Raw genomic sequence first — 20703 nt, forward strand, 5'->3', positions numbered from 1 at the left:
CGGGCAGCAATGGGGGAGCCACCGTGTCGACGATCGCGATCTACAGCCTGAAGGGCGGCGTCGGTAAAACGACGCTCGCGGTCAATCTCGCCTGGAGTTCCGCGCAGCAATCCGCCCGGCGCACCCTGCTCTGGGATCTCGATGCCCAGGCGGCGAGCACGTACCTGCTCGCGCAGGGCAAGGCGAAGGATACCGCCCAGTCGGTGTTCTCCAAGGATGCCGACCCGGAAGATCTGGTCCGCAAGACCGCGTTCGACCGGCTCGACATCATCGGCGCCGACGCCTCGCTACGCGGCCTCGACGTGCTGTTCCACGAACTCGATCGCAAGAAGCGCCTGCAGAAGCTGCTGACGGGCCTGCGCAAGCAATACGACCGCATCATCCTCGATTGCCCGCCCGGCCTTACCGAGACCAGCGATCAGGTAATGCGCGCGGCCGATCTCATCGTCGTGCCCGTCATCCCCTCGCCGCTGTCGGAACGCGCCTTCGCCGAAGTGGTGAAGCATCTCGGTGCCAAGGCGCATCTCATGCCGGTCCATTCGATGGTCGACCGCAGGCGCAAGCTCCACGCGACCGCGCTGGCCGAACATCCCGACTGGCCCGTCATTCCGATGGCGAGCGCGATCGAATCCATGTCGAGCAAGCGGGCCCCGCTCGGCAGCTTCTCGCCCAAATCGGCGGGCGCGCAGGCCTTTGCCGGCCTGTGGCGCGCCATCGAGAAGCGCCTGGCTGCATGAGGAATGGGCACGGATCAGGCGGTACGGAAATCCCCCCGCTCGATCCGCAGCTCGTGCTCGGTGCCTATTCGGTCGGCGTGTTCCCGATGGCCGACGCCCGCGACGCCGACAGCGTCTATTGGGTCGAACCCCGCAAGCGCGCGATCCTGCCGCTGGGCGATTTCCACCTCTCGCACTCGCTGAAGAAAGTGATTATCGCCGATCGCTTCCGCGTGACGGTGGATCAGGCCTTCCCGGAGATGATCGCGCTCTGCGCCGAATCCGCACCCGACCGGCCCGATACCTGGATCAACTCGCAGATCGAGCGCGTCTTCGGCGAGTTGCACGCGCTCGGCCATGCCCATTCGGTCGAGGTGTGGGACGGCGACCAACTCGCGGGCGGCCTTTACGGGTTGGCTTTAGGGCGCGCCTTCTTCGGCGAGAGCATGGTGAGCCGCGCGACCAACGCCTCGAAGGTAGCCATCGCCTGGCTCGTCGCACGCCTGCGCACGGGCGGCTTCACCCTGCTCGACTGCCAGTTCATGACCGATCACCTCGCCTCGCTCGGCGCGGTCGAGATCAGCCGCGCGGACTACCTGACGGTATTGTCTGCGGCGTTGGAGGGCGTCGGCGTCGATGGTTCGGGAGTGTCGTCGCCCTCGTCGCCCGATTTCTTCGCGCTCGATCGCTTGGCGGACTTGTCGTCCCCGGCCGACACCGAATTGGGTCCGCCCTCCGGGAAAGTCATCGCGCAGCTCTTGGTCCACACGTCGTAGATCGGGTGCTGGACGACGTTGAGCGACGGCCGCTCCTTGTAGATCCAGCCCGAGAAGAACCGCCGCCACTTGTCATCGAGCCCGCGCACGTCGAGCTGAACGAACGCACCGGTATAATGGTCCTGCTCCCACGGCGCGGTCTGTTCGCAGGCGCGCAGGCGGACGATGGCATCGCCGACGCGCACTGCCTGGCCGGGCTTCAGCGTCACCTCGCGCGCCACACCGTTGCGCTTGTTGAGCAGGCCGAGCACCGCAACGCGCTGCGCCATCGGCGTCGCGCCGAAGGAGGGATCGTCGTCGTGGTTGACATCGACCGTCACGACGTCGCTCGGTCCGCCTTCTTCGTCGAGCGCGGTTCTGGGCGTGGCCTCGGTCGGTGCCGGCTTCGGCGCTCCGCCTTTGTCGCAACCGCCCATCGCCAGCACCGCGAGCAACGCCGCCGCAGCCGGCAGCCGGGCGTTCACGGCTCCGGCGTCCAGGCTTCGTAATCGCCGGTCGCGGCGGCGCGGTGGCCGCCCTTTTCCAGCGCGCCGGGCGGGCGATAGGCGAGCGCGGTGCCGGTCAGGTTGGGCACCGCCGGCTTCTGCCAGGCACGCGGCGCGGGCAAGGCGCGCTCGGGTACGTCATCGACCTGATGATGTAGCCAGCTAAACCATTCTGGCGCGATGCGGCTGGAATCGTTCGGGCCGTCATAGATCACCCATCGGCGCGGGTTGCCGGCGGTATCCTTGCCGCCTTCGTAATAGACATTGCCGAGCGTATCCTCGCCGACGCGGGTCTTGCCCGACAGGCCGATGATAGTGCCCCAGGTGGCGCCGTTCCACCACGTGAATGGATTGAGGTTGATGCCCATGCCGCCCGCTTAGCCTGTGGCGCGGGCGGCATCAACCGCCATCAACGCTTCGGCCAGCCTGGCCAGCGTACTGTATCACCCTCTGCGATATCGAGGTCGGCGGATCGGCCGCCGCGGATCTCCAGCACCGCCGCGACCGGCTCGCCCGATGGTATCTGCGCTTCGGAGAAGGGCGGCGTGTTCTCGGCGATGCGCGCGATCGTGCCATCGGCGCGGATGAAGATGATGTCGAGCGGGCTCGGCGTGTTCTTCATCCAGAAACTGGCGGCCTTCGGCGCGCCGCCGTCGGGCGGATACGGGTGGAACAGCATACCGCCATCGGCCGGGATGTCGGTGCGGAACATCAGGCCGCGCGCCTGATCGGGCGCCGTCTGTGCGCGCTCGACGGTAAAGACGTGCTTGCCGCTGACGCCGCTGATGGTGACAGCGACTTTCGCAGGCGCGTCGGCGGCCTTGGGTGGGGCCGCGCTATCACAGCCTGACAACAGGATAAGGGTCGCCGCAACCGCGGCCGCCAAACGCTTCATGCCCGCTTATTCGGCTGGTTCGACCAGCACCGCAAGCGGCCCCTTGGCGCCGTTGACGATCCGTACGCGCAGCGGCTGATCGGGCTCGACGTCGATGATGCCCGCGCGCCGCAGCGTTTCCATATGCACGAACACGTCGGCATCGTTGCTGGAACGGATCAGGAAGCCATAGCCCTTCAGACGGTTGAACCACTTGACCGTCGCATCTTCCAGTGGGCCGGCGTCGGCGATCAGCGAGGACGGGTCGACGCGGTCGGTCACCGGACGCTCGCGCACCGGCGGCTCCACGGCGTCGGACAGATCGATGGTCAGCACCTCGGTCGCCTGCATGCCGCGGTCGCGTACGACGGCGAGGCATTCGATGCGCGCACCCTCCGGCAGGCTGCGGCGGCCGTGCGCGCGCAGGATGGAAAAATGAATCAGGATATCGCCTGCCTGGGGATCGTCGGCGACGAGGAAACCGAAGCCGCGCGTGGCATCGAACCACTTCACGGTGCCGCTATAGGGATGCGGCTCCGTGCCGCTCCGCGACGGACGTTCGTCAACCTGTTGCAATTCCCGGACTTCCGCGTCGGGAAAAGTCTCTGCACGCATCACTGTCGTTCCCCCAGACGACGGGTTTAACACGAAATATTCTGTCGCAAAAGATCACTCGTAATATTCGAGAGCTTCCCCGGGCGACAAGTTCACGATCTTGCGCGAAAGTTCGAAATCGTGACCACCCCTGATCATCGCCGCGACTTGCTTCTCGCGCAGCGGACGGTCCGCGAGGGCATCGGCGAACGGCCCGATGCGCCGCCGCCGTGCGAATGCCATTGCCGCCTCCAGCGATCGCGCCGCGATCCCCGGCGCTACCGCCTCAGCGTCCTCCGCGCCGATCCCCGCCGCCCGCAGAGCGCCGCTCACGCGCCGCCGCCCCAGCCCGCGCCGCGACATCGCGGTGGCGCGCGTCTCCGCGAAGGCGCGGTCGTCGATATAGCCGAGACCGGCGAGCCGCTCGGCCAGCGCCGCCGGATCGGCCGCCTCCCCTTCCCAGCCGCGCTCACGGATCTTGCGCACGAGATACGACGCCAGCCGCGCGCGCGTCGTCGCAAACCGCTCGACATAGCGCAGCGCGAGGCGTTCGAGCGCGGGCCCGTCGAGCGGCGGAATCGGCCGCTTTTCCGCGCCTTTGCGCCGTTGTTGATAGGGCTGGGACATTGCGCCATCATTGTGCCACAGTCGGACACGATTTTGGAAGCTTCGCGGCAACTGGGGTGCTCGCTTAGTTCGCGGCTACGACGGGAATACAAGCCGCAATCAAGGGCGCAGACGATAATGACGACAGACATTGCAGGTTTCGGGGCGGGTTCCAAGGCACCGGCGGAGAAGCCCGTCCCGGTTGCAACCGCCACGGAAGACCAGCTCGATCGTCGTTTCGCGACGTTCGACACGCTCGGCGAAGCGCTCGATTACGCAGCAATGGGCATGCGCGGGCTTAACTTCCACGACGCGCGCGGCACGCTGGTCCGCCCTTATCCCTTTTCGGAACTGCGCGACGACGCGCTGGCAATGGCGCGCCGCCTGATCGCGAGCGGCGCGAAGCCGGAGGACCGCATCGCCCTGGTCGCGGAGACGGGCCCTGAATTCGCTGCGCTGTTCTTCGGCGTCATCTACGCCGGTGCATGGCCGGTGCCGCTGCCACTGCCGACCTCGTTTGGCGGGCGCGAATCCTATATCGAACAGCTCCGCGTCCAGCTTTCGAGCTGCGACCCGACGATGCTCGTCTACCCGCCCGAGCTGGCGCAGATGGCTGGCGAGGCCGCGCGCCTCGGCGGCGTGACCGGCATCGATTGGGCCGAGTTTGCGACCCGTGAAGCGCCGGAGGCCGTACTCCCCGCCGCCGCCACGACCGACATCGCCTATCTGCAATATTCGAGCGGATCGACGCGCTTCCCGCACGGCGTCGCGATCACGCATCACCAGTTGCTCAACAATCTCGCCGCGCATGCGCACGGCATGCAGCTCGTCCAGAGCGACCGCTGCATCTCTTGGCTGCCCTGGTATCACGACATGGGGCTGGTCGGCTGCTTCCTCTCGCCGATCGCCAATCAGGTCTCAGCCGATTACCTCAAGACCGAGGATTTCGCGCGCCGCCCGCTGGCGTGGCTCGACATGATCAGCCGCAATCAAGGCACCTCGATCAGCTACTCACCGACCTTCGGCTACGATATCTGCGCGCGCCGCATGTCGAGCCAGACCAAGGCGTCCGAACGTTTCGACCTGACGCGCTGGCGCCTCGCCGGCAACGGCGCCGACATGATCCGCCCCGACGTGATGCAGGGCTTCGTCGATGCCTTCTCCGACGCGGGCTTCAAGGCGAGCGCCTTCCTTCCGAGCTACGGCCTCGCCGAGGCCACTCTCGCCGTCTCGATCATGCCGCCGTCGGAGGGCATCCGCGTCGAACTGGTCGAGGAAACGCAGCTCTCCGGCGTCTCGGCCGGGCAGGACCGGCCGCAGCGCTACCGCGCGATCGTCAATTGCGGCAAGCCGGTGAAGGACATGAAGGTCGAGATCCGCGAGGAGGACGGCACGCCGCTCCCCGAACGCGCGATCGGCAAGGTCTGGTGCTCGGGCCCGTCGGTGATGCAGGGCTATTTCCGCGATCCCGAAGCGACCGCCGCCTGCATGGTCGACGGCTGGCTCGACACCGGCGACATGGGCTATCTCAGCGACGGCTACATCTACATCGTCGGCCGCGCCAAGGACATGATCATCGTCAACGGCCGCAATCACTGGCCGCAGGACATCGAATGGGCGGTGGAGCAGCTTCCCGGCTTCAAGGCCGGCGACATCGCCGCCTTCGCGATCACCACGCCGGGCGGTGAGGAGACCCCCGCCGTCCTCGTCCAGTGCCGCAGCAGCGACGAGGCCGAGCGCATCCGCCTGCGCGACGAGATCCGCGAGCGCGTCCGCTCCGTCACCGGCATGAACTGCGTGATCGAACTGATCCCGCCGCGCACGCTGCCGCGCACCTCCTCGGGCAAGCTCAGCCGCGCCAAGGCGCGCAACCTCTACCTCAACGGCGAGATCAAGCCCTACGACATCGCCGCCTGACCGTAAGGCCCGGCGGCGTGCCGGGCCTTACGCAGCGACGCGCGCCTCGCGCTTTGCGGTGTGGCGGTTCACCGGCACCGGCAGGCCGAGGCTGTCGCGGAACGTGACGCCTTCATAGTCCTCGCGGAACAGCCCGCGCGCCTGCAGGATCGGCACGACCTTTTCAACGAACAGCGCGAGCTGTCCCGGCAGCGCCTCGAACACCACGAACCCGTCGGCCGCTCCGCCCTCGAACCACGTTTGCAGCGTGTCCGCGACCGTCTCGGGCGATCCCACGAACGCTCCGCGCGGCGTCGCCAGCCGTTCGACCACCTGCCGCAGCGTCAGATTCTCGGCACGCACTTCCGCGAGGATGCGGTCGCTGCTGCTCTGCTGGCTGTTGCGCCCGATATGCGCGACGTCGGGGAACGGTCCGTCGAGATCGTACTGGCGGAAATCATGGTCGTTGAAGGTGCGCGACAGGAAACCGAAGCCGCTCTCCAGCGATTCCCGCGCGGCCAGCTCGCGGTAGCGCGCCTCGGCCTCGGCATCGCTGTCGCCGATGATTGGGGTGATGCCGGGCAGGATGAACAGCGCCTCCGGGTCACGGCCGAACCCGCGCGCCCGCTCCTTCACGTCGCCGTAATAGCTCACCCCGTCCTCGAACGTCGGCGCGTGCGTGAAGATCGCCTCCGCACGGCGCGCGGCGAAGTTGCGGCCGTCGTCGGACGCGCCCGCCTGGAAGATCACCGGCTGGCCCTGCGGCCCGCGCTTGATGTTGAGCGGACCGCGCACGTGGAAGAAGTCGCCGCGATGGTCGAGCCGGTGGAGCTTGTCGGGATCGACGAACACGCCGCTCTCCTTGTCGGCGACGTGCGCGTCATCCTCCCAACTGTCCCAGAGGCCCTGCACCACGTCGAGATATTCGGCCGCGATCTTGTAGCGGACGTCGTGCGCGGGATGTTCGGTCTTGGAGAAATTGGCGGCGGTATCGCCCAGCCAGGACGTTACCACGTTCCAGCCGGCGCGCCCGCCGCTGATGTGATCGAGCGAGGCGAACTGGCGTGCGACGTTGAACGGCTCCGAATAGCTGACGGTCAGCGTACCGACGAGGCCGATCCGGCTCGTCGCCCCGGCCAGCGCCGACAGGATCGTGATCGGCTCGAAACGGTTGAGATAGTGCGGGCTCGATTTCTCGGTGATCGACAGGCTGTCGGCGACGAACACGAAGTCGAACTTGCCGCGCTCGGCAAGCTGCGCCTGCTCCTTGTAGAAGGCGAAATTGGTGCTCGCGTTGACGTCCTTGTCCGGGTGCCGCCAGTCGTTCCAGGTCCGCCCCACGCCATGAAGGATGAAGCCGAGTTTGAGCTTGCGCGCCTGCGTCATGACCATTGCCTCGCTGAAATTGGGATGCTGCGGATGTACGAACGCGGTGGCGTGACGACGAACGCGTTCTGCTCAACCGCTGATGATATTCTGCAAAGCGCCGGCGCGTTTCAGTGCAGCACCAGATAGCCGGCCGCCGCCGCCGCGCTCTCGAGCGTGCGCAGCGGCAGATAGCGTTCGAGGTCGCCCGGCACGACGCCGCGCAGGAACAGCGCCTCGCGCTCTCCGGCCAGCGCGGGATCGGCGATCACCTCCGCCAGCGCAGCCTTCAGCGCCGCGACGGTATCCGCGTCCGTCCCCGCCGCTGTCACGAACGGCGGCGCCCAGCTTTCCGCCGTCTCGCCGACGATGCGCAGCGCGGGCACAAGTTCGGGCTCCCCGCGCAGCGTCGCGGCATAGGTCACAGCGTCGATCGCGGCGATATCGGCCTCGCCGAGGATGACGGCGCTGATGCTTTGCCGGTGCGCGCCGGTCTCACGCACGTCAGCAAAAAAGGGTTCGCCGCCCGCCTCCCCGGCGATCAGCGCGCGGAACAGGTTCATGCCGGTGTTGGAATCGCGCCCGTTGATCGCGGCGCGGCGGCCGCGATACGCCACGATCCCGTCCGCATCATCGGCTCTTGCGATGATCAGGCTGCGATGCCGCCCGCCTTCGCACCCCGGCGCATCATAGACCGGCACGCCCAGCACCTGCAGCCCCAGCGCAGGATTGCTGACCAGCGGAAAGCCGCAGATCTGCCCGAACAGCAGATCCGGATCGCGCCACACGTCCTGTACCGCACGCCGCCGCTCGAGCCGCTCGGGCACGTCCGCCACGCCGCGCGCGCGCAGCCGCTCGGCGAGCGCCGCCCACAGCGCATCGTTCGCCACTTCCTGCCGCGCCTGGACGTACATGCCGAGCGAGGCGATCCTCACGCTGCTTCCTCCGCGTAGGCCGGGTGCAACGGCGCATCGTGGCGGCGCCACGCGAAGCGCCGCGCGATCTCGCCATAGCCCGCGTAGAGGATCGCTCCCTCGCCTGTCAGCCGCGCGCGGTGACGGCGGTGATAGGCCGGCAGCTCGCGCCAGCCGAGCCCCGGCTGCTCGTGATGCGCGACGTGAAGATTGTTGTTGAGGAACAGCAGCCCGAACAGGCCCGCCCGCTCGACCGATGCGGCATGGCCGGCGGTGCCGAGCCCGGCACGATGCTCCGCGAAGGACCGCACCATCGTCAGCGCCATGCCGGGATAGACGAAGGTCGCGACATACTCCCCGATGCCGAGGCCGACATGATCGAGCCACAGCACAATGAGTGCCACGCCCGCCAGATGCGGCAGCCAATCGCGGGCTACCTGCACCGGCTCGACGGCCACGCGCCGCGCCTCGCCCGCGAGGAACCTGCCCACCGCCACAAACGGCCCGATCAGGATATGGCCCGGCAACGTCGACTGCGCCCGCGCCGCCAGCCACACGACACCCCCGGCCCGCGCGACGTAGCGCGATTCAGGATCGTGTGCCGGATCGGTGATCGCGCCGCTGCGGTGATGCGCGACATGGCTGCGCTCGTAGAGCGCATAGGGCAGCCACAGGCCGATCGGCACGAAGCCGATCGCGCGGTTGATCGCGGCGATGCGCGTCGGATGGCCGTGGATCGTCTCATGCTGCAGCGATCCGTGCCACGCGATCAGCCACGCGCCGATCGCCACTAGCAACGGCGTCGGCAACGCGGCGTGCCAATAGGTCGCCGCCAGCCAGCCGCCATAGATCGCGGCGGCGACGGCCAGCGTTGCCCACTCGGTACGACCGCGCCGTGACGCCATGCGAAATTCGTCCTTCCCTATGGAACGGTCGATTAATCTCTACCGTATCGATGGGATATGCAAGATGACGCGGATTTGCGCGAGGCCAAGTTTTGCTTTCCAACCCGCCGAGGGGAGGAGACCTTGTAGCGAGAGAAATATACGTGTTGTGGCAACAGTTTGTATATTTTCGGACCTGTTCTGAAACGCCGTTCGCTTGAGAAATCTCAAACGGAATCCTTGCCGAACTCAATTGCCCGCCCCCCCTTTATCCTATCGAATTGATGGGTATTGGCGCGACATCAGCGCCTGCATCCATTCGATCTGGGGAACACCGAAAATGACGCGCCTGCCTTCGACTTCCAGCCTGTACGCCCTCGCCTTCGCGACCGCGCTTGGCGGCATCGCCAGCCCGGCGTTCGCGGCTGATCCGCCCGCGCCGGCTCCCGCTGCGGAACCCGCTGCCGACGATATAGCCGACACCAGCCACGACGTCATCGTCACCGCCACCCGCAAGGAAACGCGGCTGCAATCGACGCCGGTCGCAGTCAGCGTCATCGGCGAGGAATTCCGCGCCACGCAGAACGTCGTCACCACACGCGATCTCGCCGGGCAGATCCCCGGCCTCTACACCGCGCCGTCGGGCATCACGCCGCTCACCAACACCTTCTTCATCCGCGGCATCGGCAACAGCGATCCGATCTTCGATCCCACCGTCGGCGTCTATATCGACGACGTCTATCTGCCGCGCGCGATCAACGGCATGTCCGACCTGACCGACGTCGAGCGTGTCGAGGTGCTGCGCGGGCCGCAAGGCACGCTGTTCGGCGCGAACTCGGCGGGGGGCGCGATCCGCTACGTCACGCGCACACCGGGCGACACGCTCGAGGCCAGCGGCGATATCGGCTACGGCAACTTCAACACTGTCAACACGCACGGGTACATCGCCGGCGGGATCGTGCCGGGCGTGCTCGCCGCCAGCCTCGCCATCGCGCACGATCAGCACGACGGCTACACCTGGAACCCGACGCAGAAGCTCTACGTCAACGATCAGAACACAACCGGCGGGCGCATCAAGCTGCTTTTCACGCCGACATCGACGCTGAAGATCACGCTCGCCGCCGACGGCACGATCGATCATTCGCAGGCCGCGCAATATACCGCGACCACTTATAACGCGACCAACCCGGCGCTGTCAGGCCTCGGCGCGATCACCGGCGGCACGCTCTACAGCCCGACGTCGTTCTCGGCCTACCAGCCCAACGTCAGCTATGCCGGGCGTTATCCGATCAACCAGTCGCGCTCGGGCGGGGTCAGCGGTCGGATTGATTACGATGTGGATTCCCACCTGTCGTTCCACTCGATCACCGCGCTGCGCGGGTTCGTGCAAGATCCCGTCAACTACAACAACGACGGCCAGGCGAAGCTGCCCTACAATTCCGCCCAGCCCCGGCCGGTCGAGCTCGCCGACAACTACATCACCTACAAGCAGAAGTCGTTCACCCAGGAATTCCAGCTCCAGGGCAATTGGAACGCCTTCGATTTCACCGCCGGCCTCTATTATCTGTTCGAGGATTTCCGCAGCGACCGCATCGGCTATGTCACCGGTCTGCCGGCGAGCGACACCGCCCTGCCAGCGGCACCCTTCGACCAGATCGGCAAGACGATCACGCGCAACTATTCCGCGTATCTGCAGGCGAACTACCACCTGACTGACAAGCTCACGCTGACCGCCGGCGGGCGCTACATCATCATCACGCGCGGCTTCGATTTTCAGGGCGTGAACTACGACCTCGACGGCCGCCGTATCGACCCCACCCTCTATCCACAGGTGCTAACCGGCGGCGCGATCCCTGCACTCGGCATCAACGTCGCCACGAGCCAGGTGAACTTCAACAATTCCGGCGTGCTCAACCGGAAGACGTGGCGCGCTTTCACGCCCAAGGCGGGCATTTCATACCAGGTGACGCCGACGATCTTCGCCTTCGCCAGCTATGCCAAAGGGTTCGACGCGGGCGGATTCAACAACCGCGCGCTGACGCTCGCGACCGCGCTGCCCTACGACCCCGAGACGGTGAACACGTACGAGGCGGGCTTCAAGACCGACTGGTTCGATCACCGGCTGCGCATCAACGCGACCGGCTTCTACAACGATTATATCAATCTGCAGACCGGCGTATCGGCTTTCAGTCCTATCTCCGGGACGTACGTCAGCACGCGCGGCAACGCGCCTGCGGCGCACACGACCGGCTTCGAACTCGAAACATCCGGGCAGCCTACGCGCAATCTCGCGCTGGCGTTCAACGTGACGTATCTGAAGACTCGCTTCGACGATTATTCGGCGCCTGCACTCGGCACCGTGCCGGCGTATAATTACACGGGCAAGCAATTCGCATCGCAGCCGCAATGGCAATATTTCGCCTCCGCGACCTGGACGATCCCGCTGGGCGACCACGGCACGCTGAAGCTCGGCGCGAGCGGCAATTACATGACGTCCTATTTTTCGGACACGCTCAACACCGCGCAATATCAGATCCCTGCGCACGGCTACGCCAACGCCTTCGTCGATTTCGAGACGGCGGATCATCGCTGGAACTTCACGTTGACCGCTCGCAACCTCGCCGACGAATTCTACTTCTCGTCGCTCACCCCGGTCGGTGCGGGCATCCGCGCCGGCCCCTACGCCGGGACGATCCTGTTGCAGGGTGCGCAGAACCCGCCGCGCACGATCTTCTTCAAGACCAGCTTCAAATACTGAACGAAAAAGGCTCCGATCCCGCCGGGGATCGGAGCCAGGTTCAGGCGGGAGCCTTTCGGGAAAATCGTCAATCAGGCATCGAAGCCGGGTACGTGCCGCTCGGCCTTCCGCAGCGCGGCCGCCCACACCAGATCCGATGTCGATCGCTCGCCCTGCAGCGGGTTGCGCGGACGCTGCATCTGGCGGCGGACCTCGTCCTGCGCTTCCTGCGGCGCCAGCAGCACGTTCTCACGGCCGATGCTGAGGGTGCGAACCTGCGCGGTGCAGGCGGTCTCAAGCTGCTGGATGTTGGTCCACGCCTCGCCTGGGCTCGCGCCCAGCGCCAGCGTGCCGTGATTGCGCAGCAGCATCACCTTGGTGTCGCCGAGATCGGCAACCAGCCGCTCGCGCTCGTCGAGGTTGAGCGCGACGCCCTCGTAATCGTGATAGCTCAGCCGCGGGATCAGCCCGAGCGCGCGCTGGTTGAGCGGCAACAAACCCTCTTTATGGGCAGACACGGCCATACCGTCCGGGCTGTGGAAATGCGCAATGAAATGCGCATCGTCGCGCGCACCGTGGATCGCCGAGTGGATGACGTAGCCGGCATAGTTGATGCCGTACTCGCCCGGCTCGATCAGATTGCCGTCGAGGTCGACCTTGACGAGGCTCGACGCAGTAATCTCTTCGAACGCCAGTCCGTATGGGTTGATCAGGAAATGATGATCGGGCCCGGGCACGCGCGCGGAGATGTGCGTGAAGATCAGATCATCCCATCCATGCCACGCCGCTAGTCGGTAGAACGCCGCGAGATCGACACGCACCTGCCATTCGGCATCGCTGACGGTGTCCGGCACCGTGGGTTTCAACCCCAAGTCCTTAAGCAAAGTCGCCATGATATCACTCCTGAGTCTTGAAGAGGCCGCTGCCGACGCTGGCGTCGAACGCCTCCGCGATCGGCCGTGTGGGGGCGATCAGGCCCGCGCGACCGAAGCGGTCGGCGATCGCCTGTTCGTGTGCGAGAACGGCGGGCGCGATAGCGACCGCGGTGCGGTTGTTGCGGTCGAAGCTCGCGCGGGCGATGTCGATCGGCAGCCCGGTCTCGCGCGACAGCACCTGCGCATACGCCTCGGGATGCGCGCGCGCCCAGTCGAGCGCCTTCGCCTCACGCGCCAGGAAATCGCGGATCAGCGCGCGCTTCGGCGTGATCGCGGCGGCATTGGCGACGTCGAAGGCGACCGGCAGGTCGTAGTCCTTCGCATCGACGATCACCCGCGCGCCCTCCTTGATCGCGATGTTGGTATACGGCGTCCAGCTCGCCCAGGCATCGACTGCGCCGCTGTCGAACGCGGCCTTGGCGTCGCTCGGCGCAAGCAGGCTGACCTTGACGCGGCTCGCCGGGATATGCGCGCGCTCGAGCGCCTGCAGTAGCAGATGATGCCCGATCGAACCGCGCGTCGTCGCCACCGTCTTGCCCGCAAGATCAGCGACGGAACGCAGCGGAGACCCTTCCCGCACGACGACCGCGAGTGCATCGGCCGGTCGCCCCGCCGTTGCCAGCGCGCCGACCGCCTTGATCGGGCTGCCGCTCTGGTACGCGAAGATGAACGGCGCATCGCCCGCAAGGCCGAGATCGGCCGAGCCGCTGCTGACCGCCTCAAGCAAGGTCTGCGCAGCGGGGAATTCCGACCATTCGACCGTGTAAGGCGCGCCGTCGAGCACACCCGCCGCGAGCATCATCGCCCGCGTCGATCCTTTCTGGTTGGCGACGTGCAGCACATCCGCTTTCTGCGAGCCGCAAGCGGTTAACGTCGCGACGGCGAGAAGCACTGCCCCCAATCCGTTCGCCCTGAGCTTGTCGAAGGGCTGTCTTTCTTCATGACCGTCGAAGGAAGTGCAGGGCTTCGACAGGCTCAGCCCGAACGGGATTGGGGGCAAGCGCATCCCGCGCTTAGCCCGCCAATGCCAGCGAGAGCCTCTCGCGGTCGGCGACCTTGCGGCGCACCAGCGGGATCAGCTCGCGCCCGTAATCGATCGCATCGCCGAGCGGATCGAAGCCGCGGATCAGGAAATGATCGATGCCGATATCCCAATAATCGAGCATCCCCTCGGCAACCTGCTCGGGCGTGCCGACGAGGCCAGTCGAATTGCCCGCCGCGCCGGTGAGCTGCGCGACGCCGGTCCACAGCCGCGTGTCGCGGCGCGTCGCGCTCGCCGTCTCCAGCAGGCGCAGCGATCCGGCGTTGGGCGGACGGTGGCCGCTCGTCGGCAGTCCGGCCGCCTCGCGATTGGCGCGAACCTGCTCGACGATCTCGTCGGCCTTCTTCCACGCCGCCTCTTCGGTATCGGCGATCACGGGGCGCAGCGACAGCGAGAAGCCCGGCCGCTTGCCGTAGCGCGCGGCGGATGCGCGCACGCGGCGCACCGTATCGCGCACGCCCTCGATCGTCTCACCCCACAGCGCGTAGACGTCGGCATGCTTGCCCGACACCTCGATCGCCTCGTCCGACGATCCGCCGAAGAACACCGGCAGGTTGTCAGGCTTGATCGCGCTGAACCCCTGGCGGATCTCGTAGAAGCGCCCGCTGTGGTCGAACGGCTGCGCGGCGGTCCACTCCTGGCGAAGGATCGTCAGATATTCGTCGGTGCGCACGTAGCGTTCGGCCTTGTGCGTGCCGGTGTCGCCGTCGCGCGCCATCTCGTCATCGGCACCGCCGGTGATGATGTGGACCGCCACGCGCCCGCCCGAAAGCTGGTCGAGCGTGGCGAGCTGCCGCGCCGCCACCGTCGGTGCGGTGAAGCCCGGCCGGTGCGCGACGAGGAAGCCGAGCTTCGTCGTGATCGCGGCGGCGTGCGCGGCGACGATCTGGCTCTCCGGGCTGTTCGATCCGAACGGGATCAGCACGCGGTCGAAGCCGCCCTCCTCCTGCGCCTTCGCCGCCGCCTCGACATAGTCCTTGTCGAGCCCGCGATCCCGCACCGCCGCCTGCGTTTCGGAGCCGTTGTTGAACCCGATATACCCGATGAAATTGACGCTCATGTCGAGCCTCCCTTGCGAAATCAGATGACGTAGAAACCGTGGGTGCCGTCGCGTTCGAGCTGCGCGACCAGGCCGTATTCCCAATCGAGATAGGCCTGCATCGCGGCCTGTTTGTTGTCCGTGCCCTCGTAGGGGCGCTTGTAGCGGCCCTCGGGCCCGCGCGGCGGCGGTGCGCCGTCCGGGCCGGTTTCGAGCACGCCGTCGAAGGCGTGGTCGAGCACGAAAACCTCCCAGCCGAGCTGCGCGAGCCACGACGCGGTCATGTCGGCGCGCGGGCCGAGATCGTCGGACAGCACGATGCGGCTTCCTCGCACCGGCGCATAATGATCGGTTTCCTGCACGAGCTGCCCGCCCTGCGCGTTGCGGAAACCCGGCAAATGCCCCGCCTCGAACGCCGCCGGCTGGCGCACGTCGTAGAGGTAGAGCGTGCGGGCACTATCCGCCTTCAGCACGTCGAGATCGGCCCAGCTCAGGCGCTTCACGCCCGCGCGGTATGCCACGCGCCGCGCCGTGGCGCGCGCCTCCGTGACGCCCTCGCCTTCCGGATCGGGCGCCGCCTGCTGCCGCCCGGTATCGAGGCTCTGCCCCGCCAGCGTCCAGCCGATCGTGCCGTTCCGGAGCGCGAAGATGCGGTTGGGGAGCCCCGCGTTGATCAGCGACTGCGTGCCGATGATGCTGCGCGTCCGGCCCGCACAATTGACGATGATCGTGGTGTCCGGGTCGGGCGCCGCCGCCCGCGCGCGCAGCACCAGTTCGGCGCCCGGCGCGCTCTGCCCGGTCGGGATGCTCATCGTCGCATATTCGTCGAAGCGGCGCGCATCGAGGATGGCGATATCGGCTTTCTCGTCGATCAGCGCCTGCACCTCCTCGGCCGGCAGCGATGGCGTGTGGCGATTGTGCTCGACCAGTTCGCCGAACGCCTTGGAGTAGCTGTTGACGTCCTCGAACAGTTCGTACCCCGCCGCCTTCCAGCCCGCGAGACCGCCGTCGAGCAGGCGCACTTCGGTGAAGCCGAGCGCCTCGAGCTTCTCGACCGCATCGGCCGCGAGCCCCTCGCCCGCGTCGTATACGACGATCGGCGTGTCGAGGCGCGGGATGCGCCAGCGCGCCTCCGCCTCGATCCGCCGCACCGGCAATTGCGCCGCGAACAGCGGATGGCCGAGCGCGAATTCGGCTTCCTCTCGCACGTCGATCAGCGCGATTTCCGAACCAGCGAGCAGTGCCTGGCGAACCTCCAGAGGGGTGGCTTTACTCATCGTGTCGATCGGTCCCAGATGTTGGGGATCGCGGCGTTCGCATATCCCGAGATGAAGCGTTTCGGGCTGCCGTCCTCGGCGAAGGTCGCGCGCTCGACCGCGCCGATATTGCCGCCGTAGACATGGATGCTGACCGAGGGCCCGTCCTCGCGGCCGTTCGAGACGCGGTGGATGTCGCCGATCTTGGGGCTGACGACATCGACCCGCCCGGCCTCCAGCACCACCTCCTGCCCATGCGGCGCGAGCGCACCGTCCGGCGTGCGCTGGTAGCGCTGCACGCGCTCCGCCCCGCGCAGCACGCCGACCAGCCCCCAGACGCGGTGGTCGTGGACCGGCGTCGACTGGCCCGGCCCCCACACGAAGCTGACGACGCTGAAGCGCTCGCGGCTGTCGCAGTGGAGCAGATATTGCTGATAGCGCTCCGCGCTCGGCTGCACATAGGCGTCGGGCAGCCAGTCGTCGCGCGCAATGAGCCGCGCGAGTAAGGCGGAGCCGGTGGCGAGGATCTCATGCTCGTGCCGCGTCGCGCTCAGCAGTTCGGCGAAGCTGGTGACGAAGCCGCGCAGCGGCGCGGTGTCCGCCTCGCGGGCGGCGTCCGGCTCGGCGACGATGGCGGTCACGGCGTTCATGCCCGCGCACTCGCCAGCCGCACGATCCCGCCATCAGACGGCGCAACCTTGAGATGGCCGAGCAGCGTGTCGCGCAGCCGGGGCACCAGCGCGTCACGCTCCCCGCGGGGCGCGGCGATCCGCTCCTCCGCGACGATCCGGCCGCTGTCGAGCACCAGCACGCGGTCGGCCAGCGCGATCGCCTCGTCGACGTCATGCGTGACGAGCAGCACGGCCGGCGCGTGCGCACGCCACAGCGACAGCACCAGCTCGTGCATACGGATGCGCGTCAGCGCGTCGAGCGCGGCGAAGGGCTCGTCGAGCAGCAGCAATTGCGGCTCGCGCACCAGCGCGCGCGCCAGCGCCGTGCGCTGCGCCTCGCCGCCCGACAGCGTCAGCGGCCAGGCATCGAGCCGGTGACCGAGACCGACCTCGGATAGCGCCTTCTCCGCCCGCTCGCGGACATTCCCGCCGCGCAGGCCGAGCGCGACGTTGCGCCACACCTTCTTCCACGGCAGCAGCCGCGCATCCTGATAGACGACCGCGCGCGATCCCGGCACGGTGATGTCCTGACCACGTGCATCGTCGAGGCCCGCGAGCGTGCGCAGCAAGGTCGTCTTGCCCGATCCCGAGCGGCCGAGCAGTGCGATGAACTCGCCCGGCGCGATCTCCAGGTCGAGGCCATGGATGATCGTGTTCTCGCCGAAGCGGCGCGTGAAATCGCGCAGCCGAACGACGGGCTCGACCGGCACTACGGGAGGAAGATGCTCGGCCGCCTCGGCCAGCAGGAATCCGCGACGTGCATCCATCACGCTTGCTCCACGATGCTGGGGCGCCACACTAGGGCGCGTTTCTCGATTCCGCGCACCAGCCAGTCCGCGCCGAGGCCCAGAAAGGCGTAGACGATCAGGCAGACGACGATGATGTCGGTCCGCATGAAATCCCGCGCGTTGTTGATGAGGTAGCCGAGCCCGGCTGATGCGTTGATCTGCTCGGCGATCACCAGCATGATGACCGCAATGGTCAGCGCGTAGCGCAGGCCCACCAGCAGCGACGGCAGCGCGCCCGGCAGGACGACGTTCCAGATCAGCTCGCGCTGCGTCAGCCCGAAGCTGCGCGCCGCATCGATCAGGCGCGCGTCGATGCCGCGGATGCCGGAATAGAGATTGAGATAGACCGGAAAGACGGTGGCGAAGGCGATCAGCGCGATCTTGGTCGTCTCGCCGATACCGAACCAGACGATGAACAGCGGTGACAAGGCTACGACCGGAATGGTGCGCTTGATCTGCATGAGCGGATCGACCGCCGCCTCGCCCGATCGAGAAAGGCCGGCGACCAGCGCCAGCGCGATCCCCGCGCCGACGCCGAGCCCAAGCCCCGCCGCGACCCGCCAGAACGATACCAGCAGGTTCGCGGGCAATTCGCCCGAGACGATCATCCCGGCCAGCGTCGCCAGCACCTTGGATGGCGCGGCCAGCGTCCTTTCGGGAATGACGTCCGTGCGCGAGCCGAGCTCCCACAGCAACAACAGTGCAACGGGCGAGAACCAGCGCGCCGACACGACCTGTCCTGTCAGGCGCGCGGCAAAATGCGGTCGGGGAATGGCGAGAGCAGTCATGAAATCAAGGCTCGTCTTTGGTGAGCACTGAGGGAACAGGATAATTCCTACTGCTTCAATCGAGTTTCCGGCCCCGGTATATTGCAGAAACTCATAAGGCCCGATTTGTCTCGTAAAACCGCCGATTTTCCTGCCCTTGCAACCGTAGAAAGAATAAGTTGCAATCGGACAATTCCTACTAACTAGATAGGATTATTTCACGCGCGTAAGGTCGGCGCGCCGGGTGCCAAGGAGTACGCGGGGGACGCGATAAAAGGGGCGATGGAATGCCGGTCAACCTGCCGACGACGCTGCTGCGCAGCTTTGTCGCAATCGTCGATTCGGGATCGATGCTCAACGCCTCGGAACAGGTGTTCGTCACCCAGTCGGCACTCAGCCTCCAGATCAAACGGCTCGAGGAGCTGCTCCAGCAATCGCTATTCCTGCGCGAAGGCCGCCGCCTCAGCCTGACGCCGGCCGGCGACATGATGCTCGACTACGCACGCCGCGTGCTCAGCCTGCACGACGAGGCGGTGGCGGCCGTCAGCTCGGGCCGCTTCGCCGGTCCCGCGCGCGTCGGCATGGTGCAGGACTTCGCCGAGACGTTGCTCACCGGCCTGCTCGCGCAATTCTCCGAACTGCATCCCGATGCGCAAATCTATGCCCGCGTTGCCGGCACCGCCGAACTGCAAGGGCTGCTGGAACGGCGCCAGCTCGATATCGTGCTCGGCTTCGGTGCCGCCGCCGATCCACTCGGCATCGCGACCGCGGCGATGAGCTGGTACGGCGATGCCGCGCTGGTCGATCGCGGCGTCCTGCCGTTGGCGGTGCTCGAGACGCCCTGCCGCTTCCGCGAGGCGGCGATCCGCGCGCTCGACGACGCGGGGCGACCCTACCGGATCACTGTGGAGACGCCCAACCTCACGACGTTGCGCTCGGCCGTGCAGGCCGGGCTCGGCCTCACCTGCCGCACGCATCTGCTGCTCAAGGACGTGGCACCGCTTGACGACCCGCGCCTGCCCGAATTGCCCAGGGTCGCCTGCATCCTGCAGGCGGCGGACGGACTCGATGTCGCCACGCAGCGCCTCGCCGATCTTGCGCGCGAGACGGTGCTGGCGCTGCAGGAACCGGTGCGGGAGCCAGTATTGGCATAACTCATCGGTCGCGACCGCCTTCTCGTTTCCGCGCGGACCGCGGGCTCCCTTACCGTGCGTGGACGATCCCAAGGAGCCCGCGCATGACCCAGCAAACCCTTGCCGCCCAGTTCGCCGCCCTCCATGCACAGCGGGAGCGCGACTGGTCGCCCGAACAACTGGCGAAAAATGTGGGGACGCGCGCCGATCTCGTCCGCCGCTACGATGCGCATGCGCATGTTCAGGTTGGCGATACGGTGGAGGATTTCACCCTGATCGGCGAGGACGGCGAGGCGATCGGCCGCGACCAGCTCCTTGCGCGCGGACCGGCGGTGCTGATCTTCTACCGCTTCGGCGGTTGCCCCGCCTGTAACATCGCGCTGCCCCATTACGACCGGCACCTGTCATCGGTGCTGCGAGAAGCCGGCATCCCTCTGGTGGCGATCAGCCCGCAGACGCCGGTCGATGCGACGCTGCGCGCGCGGCAGGGGCTGTCGCTGCAACTCGCCGCCGATCCTCAAGGGACGCTCGCCGACCGGCTGGGCATCGCTTTCGAGACCGACACCGGCGCGATCCCCGGCGTTGAGCGCCCCGCCTTGCCGCAGCCGACGATCCTGATCCTCGGCCCCGACGCGCGCGTCCGCTTCGTCGCGGCCAGCCCTGACTGGCTCGACCGGCCCGAAGCCGACGTCGTGCTGGCCGCACTGCCCGAAGTCGCCCGGGTCCGCGCGGCGGCTTGAAGCCTTAGTAGCCGAGCGCGCGGTCCACCACGTCGCTCGGCGCTTCACCACGCGCGAAACGCGAAATATCGCCGATGATCTTGTCGGCCAGCCGGTCACGCACCAGCATGTAATTGGACGAGACATGCGGCGTCAGCCGCACCTTGGGGTGCGTGTAGAGCGCGTGCCCCTCGGGCAGCGGCTCTGGCTCGGTGACGTCGAGCGTCGCGAAGTCCAGCGGCCCGGCATCGAGCGCGTCGATCAGCGCCTCCTGATCGATCACCGATCCACGCGCCACGTTGATGAGGTGCGCCCCCTTCTTCGCCAGCCCCAGCAGCCCGGCATCGAACAGCCCGCGCGTCTCGGCGGTAGCGGGCACCGCCACGACGATGTGATCCGATTCAGCCACCACCGCCTCGACGCTGTCGAGCAGCCGCACGCCCGGCTCCAGCCCGCCGCCGCGCCGCCGCGTCGCCACTACGCGCGCGCCCAGCGCCGCCGCGCGC

21 protein-coding genes and 1 pseudogene are annotated in these 20703 nt (G+C 67.2%); 6 read left to right on the forward strand and 16 right to left on the reverse strand.

The features are described 5' to 3' along the window. Nucleotides 1–23: 23 nt before the first annotated feature. Both Q5H94_RS06840 and aat read left to right on the forward strand, forming a co-directional pair. The gene (locus tag Q5H94_RS06840; protein WP_304560485.1) at nucleotides 24–737 is read left to right on the forward strand and encodes a ParA family protein; all 714 of its coding nucleotides are present in this window, start codon (nucleotides 24–26) and stop codon (nucleotides 735–737) included. After that, nucleotides 734–1492 carry a leucyl/phenylalanyl-tRNA--protein transferase gene (gene aat / locus Q5H94_RS06845; RefSeq protein ID WP_341850097.1) on the forward strand — a complete coding sequence of 253 codons (759 nt, stop codon included), beginning with the start codon at nucleotides 734–736 and terminating at the stop codon, nucleotides 1490–1492. The genes Q5H94_RS06840 and aat overlap by 4 nt, the downstream gene beginning before the upstream one ends. A 35-nt stretch (nucleotides 1493–1527) precedes the next feature. Here the strand turns inward: aat and Q5H94_RS06850 are convergent. The 5 genes and pseudogenes from Q5H94_RS06850 to Q5H94_RS06870 all read right to left on the reverse strand — a co-directional run. Beyond that, nucleotides 1528–1908, reverse strand: a pseudogene (locus Q5H94_RS06850) (DUF2155 domain-containing protein); the annotation flags it as partial. Nucleotides 1909–1952: 44 nt separating this feature from the next. Continuing rightward, entirely contained in the window at nucleotides 1953–2345 is a 393-nt protein-coding gene (locus Q5H94_RS06855; protein ID WP_304560486.1) for an NADH:ubiquinone oxidoreductase subunit NDUFA12, read from the reverse strand. A 41-nt stretch (nucleotides 2346–2386) separates the two neighbouring features. Beyond that, entirely contained in the window at nucleotides 2387–2872 is a 486-nt protein-coding gene (locus tag Q5H94_RS06860; RefSeq protein WP_304560487.1) for a DUF192 domain-containing protein, read from the reverse strand. Nucleotides 2873–2878: 6 nt separating this feature from the next. After that, complete coding sequence (locus Q5H94_RS06865; RefSeq protein WP_304560488.1) at nucleotides 2879–3466, reverse strand: cold-shock protein; 588 nt, start codon at nucleotides 3464–3466, stop codon at nucleotides 2879–2881. Between the two features lie 54 nt (nucleotides 3467–3520). Continuing rightward, a complete protein-coding gene (locus Q5H94_RS06870) occupies nucleotides 3521–4072 on the reverse strand; it encodes a regulatory protein RecX (protein WP_304560489.1) in 552 nt (183 codons plus the stop codon). Nucleotides 4073–4189: 117 nt separating this feature from the next. On the opposite strand from Q5H94_RS06870, the gene Q5H94_RS06875 reads away from it, so the two are divergent. After that, complete coding sequence (locus tag Q5H94_RS06875; RefSeq protein WP_304560490.1) at nucleotides 4190–5968, forward strand: fatty acyl-AMP ligase; 1779 nt, start codon at nucleotides 4190–4192, stop codon at nucleotides 5966–5968. A 27-nt stretch (nucleotides 5969–5995) separates the two neighbouring features. Here Q5H94_RS06875 and Q5H94_RS06880 read toward each other — a convergent pair whose 3' ends face one another. The 3 genes from Q5H94_RS06880 to Q5H94_RS06890 all read right to left on the reverse strand — a co-directional run bounded on the left by Q5H94_RS06880 (nucleotide 5996) and on the right by Q5H94_RS06890 (nucleotide 9131). After that, nucleotides 5996–7333: an LLM class flavin-dependent oxidoreductase gene (locus tag Q5H94_RS06880; protein ID WP_304560491.1), complete on the reverse strand. Its 1338-nt coding sequence runs from the start codon at nucleotides 7331–7333 to the stop codon at nucleotides 5996–5998. 110 nt (nucleotides 7334–7443) lie between these two features. Next, entirely contained in the window at nucleotides 7444–8247 is an 804-nt protein-coding gene (locus Q5H94_RS06885; protein ID WP_304560492.1) for a phosphate/phosphite/phosphonate ABC transporter substrate-binding protein, read from the reverse strand. Further along, nucleotides 8244–9131 carry a fatty acid desaturase gene (locus Q5H94_RS06890; RefSeq protein ID WP_304560493.1) on the reverse strand — a complete coding sequence of 296 codons (888 nt, stop codon included), beginning with the start codon at nucleotides 9129–9131 and terminating at the stop codon, nucleotides 8244–8246. The genes Q5H94_RS06885 and Q5H94_RS06890 overlap by 4 nt, the downstream gene beginning before the upstream one ends. Before the next feature lie 319 nt (nucleotides 9132–9450). Between Q5H94_RS06890 and Q5H94_RS06895 the strand changes: the two genes are divergently transcribed. Further along, nucleotides 9451–11868 carry a TonB-dependent receptor gene (locus Q5H94_RS06895; RefSeq protein WP_304560494.1) on the forward strand — a complete coding sequence of 806 codons (2418 nt, stop codon included), beginning with the start codon at nucleotides 9451–9453 and terminating at the stop codon, nucleotides 11866–11868. A 71-nt stretch (nucleotides 11869–11939) separates the two neighbouring features. On the opposite strand, the gene Q5H94_RS06900 is transcribed toward Q5H94_RS06895, so the two are convergent. The 7 genes from Q5H94_RS06900 to Q5H94_RS06930 form a co-directional block, all read right to left on the reverse strand. Further along, on the reverse strand, nucleotides 11940–12740 hold the full coding sequence (locus tag Q5H94_RS06900; RefSeq protein WP_304560495.1) for a class II aldolase/adducin family protein: 801 nt from the start codon (nucleotides 12738–12740) through the stop codon (nucleotides 11940–11942). Between the two features lie 4 nt (nucleotides 12741–12744). Continuing rightward, entirely contained in the window at nucleotides 12745–13683 is a 939-nt protein-coding gene (locus tag Q5H94_RS06905; RefSeq protein ID WP_304560496.1) for an ABC transporter substrate-binding protein, read from the reverse strand. A gap of 112 nt (nucleotides 13684–13795) precedes the next feature. Beyond that, entirely contained in the window at nucleotides 13796–14884 is a 1089-nt protein-coding gene (locus Q5H94_RS06910; protein WP_304560497.1) for an LLM class flavin-dependent oxidoreductase, read from the reverse strand. A gap of 20 nt (nucleotides 14885–14904) precedes the next feature. After that, complete coding sequence (locus Q5H94_RS06915) at nucleotides 14905–16140, reverse strand: rhodanese-like domain-containing protein (protein ID WP_304560498.1); 1236 nt, start codon at nucleotides 16138–16140, stop codon at nucleotides 14905–14907. Continuing rightward, nucleotides 16137–16769 carry a cysteine dioxygenase family protein gene (locus tag Q5H94_RS06920; RefSeq protein ID WP_304560499.1) on the reverse strand — a complete coding sequence of 211 codons (633 nt, stop codon included), beginning with the start codon at nucleotides 16767–16769 and terminating at the stop codon, nucleotides 16137–16139. Before Q5H94_RS06920 ends, Q5H94_RS06915 begins: the two co-directional genes overlap by 4 nt. Continuing rightward, a complete protein-coding gene (locus Q5H94_RS06925) occupies nucleotides 16766–17557 on the reverse strand; it encodes an ABC transporter ATP-binding protein (RefSeq protein ID WP_304560500.1) in 792 nt (263 codons plus the stop codon). The genes Q5H94_RS06920 and Q5H94_RS06925 overlap by 4 nt, the downstream gene beginning before the upstream one ends. After that, complete coding sequence (locus tag Q5H94_RS06930; RefSeq protein WP_304560501.1) at nucleotides 17557–18366, reverse strand: ABC transporter permease; 810 nt, start codon at nucleotides 18364–18366, stop codon at nucleotides 17557–17559. Before Q5H94_RS06930 ends, Q5H94_RS06925 begins: the two co-directional genes overlap by 1 nt. Before the next feature lie 266 nt (nucleotides 18367–18632). Here Q5H94_RS06930 and Q5H94_RS06935 point away from each other — a divergent pair, with 266 nt between their 5' ends. Together Q5H94_RS06935 and Q5H94_RS06940 are read left to right on the forward strand one after the other, a co-directional pair. After that, nucleotides 18633–19499, forward strand: coding sequence for a LysR substrate-binding domain-containing protein (locus tag Q5H94_RS06935; protein ID WP_304560502.1), 867 nt, complete (start codon nucleotides 18633–18635; stop codon nucleotides 19497–19499). An 83-nt stretch (nucleotides 19500–19582) separates the two neighbouring features. Continuing rightward, nucleotides 19583–20218 (forward strand): peroxiredoxin-like family protein, encoded by a 636-nt coding sequence (locus Q5H94_RS06940; RefSeq protein ID WP_304560503.1) that lies wholly within the window; start codon nucleotides 19583–19585, stop codon nucleotides 20216–20218. Between the two features lie 4 nt (nucleotides 20219–20222). Here Q5H94_RS06940 and Q5H94_RS06945 read toward each other — a convergent pair. Further along, nucleotides 20223–20703, reverse strand: a 481-nt coding sequence (locus tag Q5H94_RS06945; protein WP_304560504.1) for an NAD(P)-dependent oxidoreductase, incomplete at its 5' end; no start/stop codon positions are given.

The sequence above is a fragment of the Sphingomonas immobilis genome, assembly GCF_030580995.1.
In the GTDB taxonomy this organism is placed as follows: domain Bacteria; phylum Pseudomonadota; class Alphaproteobacteria; order Sphingomonadales; family Sphingomonadaceae; genus Sphingomonas; species Sphingomonas immobilis.